The sequence below is a fragment of the Pasteurella oralis genome (assembly GCF_042681465.1).
Lineage (GTDB): Bacteria > Pseudomonadota > Gammaproteobacteria > Enterobacterales > Pasteurellaceae > Pasteurella > Pasteurella oralis.
On record NZ_JBHUFP010000025.1, the window covers coordinates 378270 to 390177 of the forward strand.

The 11908-nt window shown below is 37.4% G+C and carries 12 protein-coding genes; 11 read left to right on the forward strand and 1 reads right to left on the reverse strand.

Features of this window, described 5'->3' with window-relative positions; translation table 11 throughout:
- The first annotated feature begins 45 nt into the window (after positions 1 to 45).
- The 5 genes from galT to lnt all read left to right on the forward strand — a co-directional run bounded on the left by galT (position 46) and on the right by lnt (position 5991).
- Positions 46 to 1092: a galactose-1-phosphate uridylyltransferase gene (gene galT / locus ACFSAV_RS11105; protein WP_379099649.1), complete on the forward strand. Its 1047-nt coding sequence runs from the start codon at positions 46 to 48 to the stop codon at positions 1090 to 1092.
- 80 nt (positions 1093 to 1172) lie between these two features.
- Positions 1173 to 2330 carry a galactokinase gene (gene galK, locus ACFSAV_RS11110; protein WP_379099652.1) on the forward strand — a complete coding sequence of 386 codons (1158 nt, stop codon included), beginning with the start codon at positions 1173 to 1175 and terminating at the stop codon, positions 2328 to 2330.
- Positions 2324 to 3352, forward strand: coding sequence for a galactose-1-epimerase (gene galM / locus ACFSAV_RS11115; protein WP_379099655.1), 1029 nt, complete (start codon positions 2324 to 2326; stop codon positions 3350 to 3352). The genes galK and galM overlap by 7 nt, the downstream gene beginning before the upstream one ends.
- Before the next feature lie 122 nt (positions 3353 to 3474).
- Positions 3475 to 4377, forward strand: coding sequence for a CNNM family magnesium/cobalt transport protein CorC (gene corC / locus ACFSAV_RS11120; protein ID WP_101775435.1), 903 nt, complete (start codon positions 3475 to 3477; stop codon positions 4375 to 4377).
- 60 nt (positions 4378 to 4437) lie between these two features.
- Positions 4438 to 5991 carry an apolipoprotein N-acyltransferase gene (gene lnt / locus ACFSAV_RS11125; protein WP_379099658.1) on the forward strand — a complete coding sequence of 518 codons (1554 nt, stop codon included), beginning with the start codon at positions 4438 to 4440 and terminating at the stop codon, positions 5989 to 5991.
- 82 nt (positions 5992 to 6073) lie between these two features.
- Here the strand turns inward: lnt and infA are convergent, their stop codons facing one another.
- Entirely contained in the window at positions 6074 to 6292 is a 219-nt protein-coding gene (gene infA, locus ACFSAV_RS11130) for a translation initiation factor IF-1 (protein ID WP_101775437.1), read from the reverse strand.
- Positions 6293 to 6476: 184 nt separating this feature from the next.
- Between infA and rfbB the strand changes: the two genes are divergently transcribed.
- The 6 genes from rfbB to ACFSAV_RS11160 all read left to right on the forward strand — a co-directional run bounded on the left by rfbB (position 6477) and on the right by ACFSAV_RS11160 (position 11903).
- The gene (rfbB, locus tag ACFSAV_RS11135; protein WP_379099661.1) at positions 6477 to 7520 is read left to right on the forward strand and encodes a dTDP-glucose 4,6-dehydratase; all 1044 of its coding nucleotides are present in this window, start codon (positions 6477 to 6479) and stop codon (positions 7518 to 7520) included.
- A 104-nt stretch (positions 7521 to 7624) separates the two neighbouring features.
- Positions 7625 to 8923, forward strand: a complete 1299-nt coding sequence (pepB, locus tag ACFSAV_RS11140) for an aminopeptidase PepB (protein ID WP_379099725.1) — start codon at positions 7625 to 7627, stop codon at positions 8921 to 8923.
- Positions 8924 to 8932: 9 nt separating this feature from the next.
- Positions 8933 to 9352: a nucleoside-diphosphate kinase gene (gene ndk, locus ACFSAV_RS11145; protein ID WP_379099664.1), complete on the forward strand. Its 420-nt coding sequence runs from the start codon at positions 8933 to 8935 to the stop codon at positions 9350 to 9352.
- Between the two features lie 247 nt (positions 9353 to 9599).
- The gene (gene metK, locus ACFSAV_RS11150; RefSeq protein WP_379099667.1) at positions 9600 to 10754 is read left to right on the forward strand and encodes a methionine adenosyltransferase; all 1155 of its coding nucleotides are present in this window, start codon (positions 9600 to 9602) and stop codon (positions 10752 to 10754) included.
- A gap of 46 nt (positions 10755 to 10800) precedes the next feature.
- Positions 10801 to 11310: a SprT family zinc-dependent metalloprotease gene (locus ACFSAV_RS11155; protein ID WP_379099670.1), complete on the forward strand. Its 510-nt coding sequence runs from the start codon at positions 10801 to 10803 to the stop codon at positions 11308 to 11310.
- Between the two features lie 50 nt (positions 11311 to 11360).
- The gene (locus ACFSAV_RS11160; RefSeq protein WP_379099673.1) at positions 11361 to 11903 is read left to right on the forward strand and encodes an opacity family porin; all 543 of its coding nucleotides are present in this window, start codon (positions 11361 to 11363) and stop codon (positions 11901 to 11903) included.
- Positions 11904 to 11908 lie beyond the last annotated feature (5 nt).

Sequence of the window (11908 nt, forward strand, 5' to 3'; positions counted from 1 at the left end):
CAAATAACAAAATGTAACCGTTTTCAGTTATTGGGAGTATAAAAGATGAGTCATCAACTATTTGAACCAACCGATCACCCACATCGTCGTTATAATCCATTAACTGATCAATGGGTGCTTGTATCGCCACACCGTGCTAAACGTCCGTGGCAAGGACAACAAGAGAAAGTTGCAGAGGATGAAAAGCCAAGTCATGATCCAAGTTGTTATTTATGCCCGAATAATAAGCGGATTACAGGCGAACAAAACCCAGATTACCAAAAGCCTTTCGTGTTCAAAAATGACTTTTCTGCGTTATTAGAAGATACACCTAACCCAGAAAAAACGACAGATCCTTTATTTCAAATTTCAAAAGCACAAGGCGAAAGTCGCGTTATCTGCTTTTCGCCAGATCATAACAAAACCTTACCATTATTAACAGTCTCGGAAATTGTGGATGTGGTTAAAGTCTGGCAAGATCAGTTAGCTGAATTGGGTAAAAAATATCAATGGGTACAAATTTTTGAAAACAAAGGGGCAGCCATGGGCTGTTCAAATCCCCATCCGCATGGTCAAATTTGGGCGAATAGTTTTTTACCAAATGAAGTGGCACGTGAAGATCAGACGCAACGTGCTTATCTAGCAAAATATGGTTCAGTCATGTTAGTTGATTATGCCAAGCGTGAGTTAGAGTTAAAAGAGCGAATTGTGGTTGAAACAACACATTGGTTAGCTGTCGTGCCTTATTGGGCAGTTTGGCCATTTGAAATTTTATTGTTGCCTAAAACACAAGTTAAACGTCTAACGGAATTAGATGAAGAACAGTCACAAGACTTAGCTCTAGCATTGAAAAAGTTAACAACAAAATACGACAATCTGTTTGAAACCTCTTTCCCTTATTCAATGGGATTTCATGCTGCGCCATTTAATAGTGAAAGTAATGATCATTGGCAATTACATGCGCATTTTTATCCGCCTTTATTACGTTCTGCGACGGTACGTAAATTTATGGTGGGTTATGAAATGTTAGGCGAGTCGCAGCGTGATTTAACTGCGGAGCAGGCAGCAGAACGATTGCGCATATTAAGTGAAGTACATTATAAACAAAAATAAAAGCATTATGTTAACTGGGGTTGAATACCCTTAAATAGAATTAAGAACTCTGTAAAAGAACAATAAAAAAGGAATATGAAATGACACCACAGCAATCAGCTCAAACTTTATTCCAACAAAAATTTAATACTGAACCGACTTTAAATGTTTATGCGCCAGGACGAGTGAATATTATTGGTGAACATACAGATTATAACGATGGTTTTGTCATGCCTTGTGCGATTAATTATGGTACAGCAATTAGCGGGCAAGCGCGCGAAGACAGCATTTTTAAAGTGTTTGCAGCTGATCTTGCCCAATGGGATGAATTTGATTTAGCCCAACCAATTGAACCAGAATTAAGTAAAAAGTGGACTGGTTATGTACGTGGTGTTGTGAAATTTATTCAACAGTGCTGTCCAGAATTTAAGTGCGGTGCAAATCTAGTGATTTCAGGTAATGTCCCTTTATCTGCTGGTTTGAGTTCATCTGCATCATTAGAAGTGGCAGTGGGTAAATTCTGTCAACAGTTAGCAAATTTAGCGTTGACTAATACTGAAATCGCCTTGATTGGACAACAAGCCGAAAATCAATTTGTGGGTTGTCAATGTGGCAATATGGATCAGTTGATTTCAGCACTAGGTCAAAAAGATCATTTATTAATGATCGATTGTCGTAGTTTAGAGACTATCCCTACGCCTATTCCTGAGAATATTGCGGTAATGATTGTCAATTCTCATGTGAAACATGACTTAGTCGCAGGTGAATATAATACTCGTCGTCAACAATGTGAAAAGGCTGCTCAATTTTTTGGAGTAAAAGCGTTACGCGATGTTTCCATTAAACAATTTAAGCAAAAAGAAGCAGAATTGACCGCACTTGATCCAGAAGTGGCTAAACGTGCTCGTCATGTCGTGACAGAAAACCAGCGCGTGCTAGATGCAGTTAAAGCATTACAAGCTGGTAATCTCACATTATTAGGTGAATTAATGGCGCAGTCTCATGCTTCAATGCGTGATGATTTTGAGATTACTGTACCACAAATCGATTATTTAGTTGAACTTGTGCAAGTTGCCATTGGTAATGCTGGGGGCGCTCGAATGACTGGTGGCGGTTTTGGTGGTTGTATTGTTGCCGTTGCACCAATTGAAAAAGTAGAGGCTGTGCGTCAAATCATTGCAGATAACTATGAAAAACACACGGGTTTAAAAGAAGATTTTTATGTATGTACAGCATCGCAAGGAGTGGCTGTATGTTGATTCAAACTGCACAAGGAAATGCGCCAGATGGCTTGCCATTTCAGGTCTTCACTTTAACAAATAGTCATGGTATGTCCATTCAAATGATGGATTGGGGCGCAACATGGATATCTTGCAAAGTGCCCGTTAAAAATCAATTACGCGAAGTATTATTAGGCTGTCAATTAGAAGATTATCTCGTACAGCAAGCTTATTTAGGGGTGACTGTTGGGCGTTATGCAAATCGTATTGCACAGGGGCAGTTTGAGCTAAATGGCAAATCTTTCCAATTGAGTCGGAATCAGGGAAAACATCAATTGCATGGTGGTTTACATAGCTTTGATCGGCAACGTTGGCAATTGGTTAAGTGCGGTCAGAATTTTGTGAGTTTTATGTTGTATTCTACTGATGGTGATCAAGGTTTTCCTGGAAATGTTGAGGTTGCCGTGACTTATACATTGACTGAGAGCAATTGTGTTGAAATTACGTTTGATGCTAAAGCGGATCAAGATACACCGTTAAATTTAACGAACCATGCTTATTTTAATTTAAATGATGCAGATTATGGTTGTGATATTTGTAATCATCATTTGCAGTTAAATGCTGCTCAGTATTTGCCTGTTGATCAAGCAGGTATACCGAATGCACCATTAAAGTCTGTGCAACAAACAAGCTTTGATTTTCGGCAGATGAAGCAAATTGCACAAGATTTTTTACAAGATGAGCAATTATTAGTAAAAGGCTACGATCATGCTTTCTTATTGGGCGACAATAAAGAGGAAATGTGTGCGATTTTAACAGCACAAGATGGTTCACTGAGTTTACGAGTATCGACTTCGCAGCCAGCACTACAAGTGTATACAGGTAACTTTCTCGCTGGAACGCCAAATCGCTTTGCTGGAGTTTATACTGACTATGCAGGTATAGCGTTAGAAACACAGGCATTACCAGATACACCTAATCATCCAGAATGGTGGCAGTTAGGAGGAATAAGTCGCGCAAATGAAAAATATCATCACTGGACGCAATTTCAATTTTTATAACATTATAATAATCAATGCGAATTGTTGTTTTGCCCCACTGTCTAGGGGCTTTTTTTTGCTATTATTGAGGAAATATGTTAATTTTCAACGGTCAATGTTGACGGAAACTTATTCAAATTTTTATGATAAACGAAGACCACTCGAATACTAATCAAACTGAACATTTGCAAAAGAAAAGTTTTTTTCAATCTTTATTTGGGCGTTTTTTCCAAGGGGAGCTAAAGAATCGCGAGGAGCTTGTTGAAGTTATTCGTGATTCAGAACAAAATGATCTTATTGATCAGGATACACGAGAGATGATTGAAGGCGTGATGGAAATCGCCGAATTACGAGTACGTGACATCATGATTCCTCGTTCACAAATTGTGTTTATTCAAACTGATCAAAATCTCGATTCTTGTCTTGATACGATTATTGAATCTGCTCACTCTCGTTTTCCTGTGATTGCCGATGAGCGAGATAATATTGCGGGGATTTTACATGCTAAGGATTTACTCAAGTTTTTACGCTCTAATGCTGAAGAGTTTGATTTAATGCCATTACTTCGCCCTGCGGTAATTGTGCCAGAAAGTAAGCGTGTTGATCGGATGTTGAAAGATTTTCGTTCTGAACGTTTTCATATGGCTATTGTCGTAGATGAGTTTGGTGCAGTATCTGGCTTAGTGACTATTGAAGATATTCTTGAGCAAATTGTTGGTGATATTGAAGATGAATTTGATGAAGAAGAAATTGTCAATGTACGTCAGCTTTCGCGCCATACTTACGCAGTACGCGCATTAACAGACATCGAAGATTTTAATCAACAATTTAATACGCATTTTGCCGATGAAGAAGTGGATACTATCGGTGGTGTGGTAATGCAAGCTTTCGGTTATTTACCGAAACGCGGAGAAGATATTACTCTGGAAGGTATTAATTTTAAAGTGACTTCAGCTGATAGCCGCCGACTTATTCAATTGCGTGTGACTGTTACGGATGAACAATTAGCCGAGATTGTGAAAGCGGAAGAAGCGAAAGAAGATTAATCGTTAATGAGTTTAACAATTAGCACGAGTTTTTACTCGTGCTTAATTATTTGGAACAAAATGAAGAAACATATTTGGGTTTATTTAATCGCAATTATTTCTGGGGCAATGGGTGTTTTCGCATTTTCTCCTTTTGATTATTGGGGATTTGCTTATATCGCTTTACTGGGCTTGATTTTTGTTGTGAAAACTGCTGAAAAACGGACCGCACTTTGGGGAGCATTTTGGTGGGGGTTAGCTTTCTTTACCTTTGGCGTGAATTGGCTACATGTGAGCATACATCACTTTGGAGGAACTCCATTAGTTGTCAGCTATCTACTTGTTGTTATCTTGTCCGCTTATCTTGCGCTTTATCCTGTGCTTTTTGCCTATTTAGTACGACGTTTTCAAGTCAACAGCGTAGCAATTTATCCCGTGATTTGGACTTTTACAGAGTTTTTGCGAGGTTGGATTTTTACTGGTTTCCCATGGTTACAGTTTGGTTATAGCCAAATTGATAGCCCATTTGCACATTTAGCACCTTTATTTGGCGTAACAGGCGTCACTTTCTTTGTTATGTGGGTCAGTGCAATCATCTTTAGCATTATTACTGCATTACTTCATCGACCAAGAAAATTAAATGTTGCTCTGATTAATGTTGTGTTACTGGTCGTAGTGAGTAGTTTGAGTGCTTATACATCACAAATAAATTATGTGAAGCAAGTGAAAGAGAAAGGACTTAAAGTAACTTTAGCACAAGGCAATGTTGAACAAAATTTGAAATGGGATCCTGATTATCTTTATAAAACCTTAGATATTTACCACAAGTTAATCGCGCGACACTTAGGTAAGACAGATGTTATTATTTTACCTGAATCTGCATTGCCTGTATTAGAAAATCGTATTCAGCCTTTTTTTAAAGGATTACAAGAATTAGCTTATCAAAGCGGTACAGAAGTGATCGTTGGTACAGTATATCAAGATGAAATACAAGATAAGCTATTTAACTCGATTGTCACATTAGGTAATAAAACTCAGTCTTATTCACTTGACACGGCAAATCGTTACAATAAGCATCATCTTGTACCTTTTGGTGAGTATGTGCCGTTAGAAATGATCTTGCGCCCACTCGGTAACGTATTTAATTTACCAATGTCTGCTTTTCAAGCTGGTGATGAGGTACAATCGCCATTACAAGTGAAAAATCAGCATTTCACTGCTGCGATTTGCTATGAAATTATTTTAGGTGAACAGCTACGCCAAAATATGCAAAAAGAAACAGATTTTATTTTAACAGTTTCAAATGATGCATGGTTTGGTGATTCAATTGGTCCTTGGCAGCATTTGCAGATGGCGAGAATGCGAGCATTAGAACTCGGAAAACCAGTTATTCGCGCAACGAATACAGGCATTAGTGTATTTATTGATGAACAGGGTAAAATTGTGGCGCAAGCACCACAATTTGTTGAAACGACATTAACCTATCACATAAGCCCAACAGAAGGTAAAACACCTTATTCTGTTTTAGGCAATCTACCAATTTATGCTTTATCTCTATTACTTTTGTTAATGAGAGGATTTAATGTATTGATTCGACGTCGCCTTCAAGCCAATATTGACTTAAGTACAAACTAGAAACTAAAAACCACTTTTAAAAAGTGGTTTTTTATTAGCATTAAAAAAGCACTAATCATCAGTGCTTTTTAGTGACTATTGATTAACGACTACGGAAAATAATACGCCCTTTATTTAAGTCATATGGTGTCATTTCAATAGTTACTTTATCACCAGTCAAAATGCGAATATAGTTTTTACGCATTTTGCCAGAAATATGAGCGGTCACAATGTGACCATTTTCTAATTCAACACGAAACATCGTGTTTGGCAAGGTTTCTAAAATTGTCCCTTGCATTTCAATGCAATCTTCTTTTGCCATTGGTTCCTCTGAATAAACTACAAATGTTTACCGCACTGATTAAGTTGGCGGAATCTTTTTAATAAATACTCGCGAATTATACAGTTTTTGTCTTGTTCAGGAAAGTTTTTATTATGTTGGTTTCAAGAACAAGGTAAGATAAGCTACTGTGAATAGTAGCTCTTAAAATAAAAGAATAAAAGTAATGAAAAAAATTTTAATCACAGGTGGTGCTGGTTTTATTGGTTCAGCGTTAATTCGCTATATTCTGGCTCAAACGCAAGATTGGGTGATTAATGTAGATAAATTGACTTATGCGAGCAATCTTGATGCTTTAAAAATAGCAGCTGAACAGCCACGTTATTTTTTTGAACAAGTTGATATCAATGATGACAAGAATATGAAGCGTATTTTTCAGCAATATCAACCTGACTGTGTGATGCATTTGGCAGCAGAAAGTCATGTGGATCGTTCCATTGCTGGTGCTGAGGCATTTATCCAAACGAATATTGTTGGTACTTATCGCTTACTAGAAGTTACACGAGGTTATTGGGAAACTTTGCCTGAATCTAAAAAAGCGAATTTCCGTTTTCACCATATTTCCACAGATGAGGTATTTGGTGATTTAAATCTAGATGAGCCTGCATTTACAGAGACTTCAGCTTATCGTCCAAGTAGTCCTTATTCTGCTTCGAAGGCAGCAAGTGATCATTTAGTTCGTGCTTGGCAGCGTACTTATGGTTTACCTATATTAGTGACGACTAGCTCAAATAATTATGGTCCTTATCAACATGCTGAAAAATTGATTCCATTTATGCTTCAACAAGCATTACATGCAAGACCTTTGACGCTATATGGGAACGGACAGCAGCGGCGAGATTGGTTATTTGTCGATGATCATGTTAAAGCACTCTATTTAGTCTTGACCCAAGGGCAAGTGGGTCAAACTTATAATATTGCAGCACAAGATGAACGAACGAATTTTTGTGTTGTGACTGAGATTTGTTACATATTAAATCACTTAAACGAAAGGGGAAAATTGTCTGATTTTTCAATTGATCTCGCTGATATTGATGATTTTAATCGGCTGATTACTTTTGTGACTGATCGTCCTGGTCATGATGTACGTTATGCGATGGAAACAAGTAAGATTTATACTGAATTAGGGTGGAAACCTGAAATTTCTTTTGCAGTTGGTTTACGAAGAACAGTTGAATGGTATGTGAATTATTTTTCACAGAAATATTAAAGATATTTTTATAATTGGATACTAAAGTGCGTAAAAACTGGTATAGTGAAACGCACTTTATTTTTGTTATCACAATTCATGTAATAAAAGGATGTTTTATGCCAATGCAAATTAGCCTATCAACTCAAGCTGCAAGTGAAGCTTGGGGGAAAAATGCACTACTGAGTTTTCATCATGAGCAAGCCATCATTCATATTTCTGCCAATATTGACCGCACTTTAGTACAAAAAGCAGCACGTAAATTACGTAATCAAGGAATTAAAGATGTAGAATTAGTTGGTGAAAACTGGGATTTAGAGAGTTGTTGGGCGTTTTATCAAGGCTTTTATACTGCAAAACAAGATTATGTATTGGCATTCCCACATCTTGATGATGAGCCACAAGCAGAGTTATTGGCACGTATTGAATGTGGCGATTTTGTACGTGAAATTATTAATTCACCGGCAGAAATTATTACGCCTCTTGTATTAGCAAAACGTGCGGCTGAATTCATTGAACAGCAAGCAGAAGAATATGCAGATAAAAGTGCGGTAAGTTTTACGATTATTTCTGGTGAAGAATTAAGAGCGAAGAATTACCAAGGTATTTGGCATGTAGGACGAGGTTCGGCAAATCCACCAGCAATGTTGCAATTAGATTTTAATCCAACAGGTAAAGTAGATGCACCAGTTCTTGCTTGTTTAGTCGGTAAAGGGATTACTTTTGATAGTGGCGGGTATAGCATCAAACCAAGCGAAGGTATGAGCACCATGCGTACTGATATGGGTGGGGCAGCACTTGTTACTGGAGCATTGGGGTTAGCTATTGCACGTGGTTTGCAACAACGTGTTAAGTTATATTTATGTTGTGCAGAAAATTTGGTGAGTAGTAATGCTTTTAAATTAGGCGATATTATTACTTATCGTAATGGTGTAACAGCTGAAATTTTAAATACAGATGCGGAAGGGCGTTTGGTATTGGCTGATGGTTTAATTGAGGCTGATGAGCAGCAACCACAAGTGATTGTTGATTGTGCCACTTTAACTGGTGCAGCAAAAATGGCAGTTGGTAATGACTATCACTCAGTGCTGTCTATGGATGATAAATTAGTCGAAGCTTTATTTACTTCAGCACGTGCAGAACAAGAGCCTTTCTGGCGTTTACCTTTCGCTGAATTACATCGTTCACAAATTAGTACTGCTTTTGCTGATATTGCTAACATAGGGACTGTACCAGTTGGTGCTGGAGCAAGTACTGCAACAGCATTTTTGTCTTACTTTGTCAAAAATTACCAACAAAATTGGTTGCATATTGATTGTTCAGCAACCTACCGTAAAACAGCAAGTGATGTATGGGCAGTTGGCGCAACAGGTATTGGTGTGCAAACATTAGCACATTTCTTATTAAATAAAGCACGTGTTTAAGGATTAAAAATGGCATTAGAAAGAACATTATCTCTTATTAAGCCCGATGCAGTACAACGCAATTTAATTGGCACAATTCTCATGCGTTTTGAGCAGGCTGGTTTTCGAATTGTAGGCGCTAAAATGTTGCGTTTAACGCAAGAGCAGACAGAAGGGTTTTATATTGAACATCAAGGCAAAGAATTCTTTGCTGATTTAGTGGCTTATATGATGTCAGCACCTGTAGTTGCGTTAGTGTTAGAGAAGGAAAATGCAGTTAAAGATTACCGCACTTTGATTGGTGCAACGAATCCAGAACAGGCAGCTGTTGGTACGATTCGCCGAGATTTTGCTTTGAATGGTCGCCATAATTCAGTGCATGGCTCCGATAGTTTAGAAAGTGCTAAAAGAGAAATTGCTTATTTCTTTGTGGAGCAAGAGCTTTTTTAACCTGAAGTAATTTTTAGCATAAAAATACCACAATAAGCCCTACTTAGTGTAACTAGTGGGGCTGTTTATTATCTATCCAAACCTAAACCTATTCTAGGTTAAACCATCCTTATTTCATTATAACTATGATGTAAACTTACAATTTCTCTTTGTAATAAATACTTGCCTTTTATATTTAAAAGCGTATGATTAGCCGTCTAGATGGCGATGCCGCTTAAAGTATTTTAAAATTAGTTAGGGAATATTCATGTCAAGTTATTTATTTACGTCTGAATCGGTGTCAGAAGGGCATCCAGATAAAATTGCAGATCAAATCTCTGATGCTGTGCTCGATGAGATTTTAAAACAAGATCCTAAAGCACGTGTCGCTTGTGAAACTTATGTAAAAACAGGTATGGCATTAGTCGGTGGCGAAATTACGACATCTGCTTGGGTAGATATTGAAAATCTTGCACGCCAAGTCATTTGTGATATTGGTTATACTTCTTCTGAAATGGGCTTTGATGGTCATTCATGTGCAGTATTAAATGCGATTGGGAAACAATCTTCTGATATTAATCAAGGAGTGGACCGTGAAAATCCATTAGATCAAGGGGCTGGTGATCAAGGTATCATGTTCGGTTATGCGACAAATGAAACAGACGTATTAATGCCTGCAGCAATTACTTATGCACATCGCTTAATGGAACGTCAGGCAGATGTGCGTAAATCAGGAACATTGCCTTGGTTGCGTCCTGATGCGAAAAGCCAAGTGACCTTAAAATATGAAGATAACAAGATTGTTGGGGTGGATGCGGTAGTGCTTTCAACTCAGCATTGTGGCAGTATTACACAGAAAGACTTACATGAAGCCGTCATGGAAGAAATCATCAAACCTGTTTTACCAAGTGAATGGTTATCAAAAGAAACTCAATATTTTATAAATCCAACAGGGCGTTTTGTTATTGGTGGACCAATGGGAGATTGCGGCTTAACAGGACGTAAAATTATTGTGGATACCTATGGTGGCGCTGCTCGTCACGGGGGCGGAGCATTCTCTGGTAAGGATCCATCAAAAGTAGATCGTTCTGCAGCTTATGCGGCACGTTATGTAGCAAAAAACATTGTGGCAGCCGGTCTTGCTGGACGTTGTGAAATTCAACTTTCCTATGCAATTGGTGTTGCAGAACCAACTTCTATCATGATAGAAACTTTTGGTACTGGTAAAGTAGCGAACGAATTATTAGTTAAATTAGTACGTGAATTCTTCGATTTACGTCCGTATGGTTTAATAAAAATGCTTGATTTAATTCAACCTATTTATCGTGAAACTGCGGCTTATGGGCATTTTGGTCGTGAACAATTCCCTTGGGAAAAAATTGATCGTGCTGAAGAATTGCGTAGTGCAGCGGGTTTAAAATAATTTCATCGTAATAACGTAAGGCGACATAGTTCGCCTTCTTTTTTATATGCAACAAGACACGCAATTTCGTCATTTAAAAATGCAAGTACAACGTAAATTAATCCATTGTTTACAGCTTGCTGAAATACATTTCAAATGCACCTTCTCTGTTCCAGTTGTAACATATCAGATACGTGGAGTAAAAGCGGGTGTCGCTTATTTACAACGCAATGAAATTAGATTAAATCCTATTTTATTATTAGAAAATCGTGAAGAATTTATTGCTCAGGTTGTACCACACGAATTAGCACATTTAATTGTCTATCAAGTTTTTGGACGAGTGCAACCGCATGGTAAAGAATGGCGAGAAGTTATGGCGGTTGTGTTTGATTTAGAGCCAAAAGTATATCATCAGTTTGATATTACTGGTGTGAAAGGAAACACTGTAACCTATCATTGTGCATGCCGAGAACATCATCTTACAATGCGAAGGCATCATAATGTACAAAATAAAAAAGCTGTTTATTTATGTAAAGATTGTAAATCTAGGTTGAATTTAAAGCTAGATTCTATATGACTATGCTATACTCAGTCTGCATTTAATCATTAATCAAAGAGGATGTTATAATGAAAAAATCATTACTAGTATTAGCAATGGGGACATTATTTGCTACGACAGCCAGTGCAAATTTTTATGTTCAAGGTGATATTGGTGTATCTAAAACTAAATTCAGTGCATATCCAGTGTTAGGTGATACAAAATTTGAGCCTCGTATTAGCGTTGGCTATGATTTTGGTGCTTTTCGTTTAGCAGCTGATTATACTCATTATGGTAAGTTTTCTGGTAAACATTATAATGAATCGATTACTGCAAAAGTATATGGTTTAGGTTTTTCGGCATTTTATGATTTTAATGTGAATTCTACAATTAAACCTTATATTGGGGCTCGTTTAGCATCAAATGTTTTTGATATTCAAAATACGGGTCCAAGCTATTTTAGAGATGCTAAAACGTCAAAATTAGGTTATGGTGCTATTGTTGGTGCTCAGTATAATTTGGCAAATAATTTATCTCTAAATGGTGGTATTGAATATAATAGTTTAGGCCATTTCCCAGATACTAATATTAATCAATACGGTGCTAAAGTCGGTCTACGTTACGACTTCTAATCTAG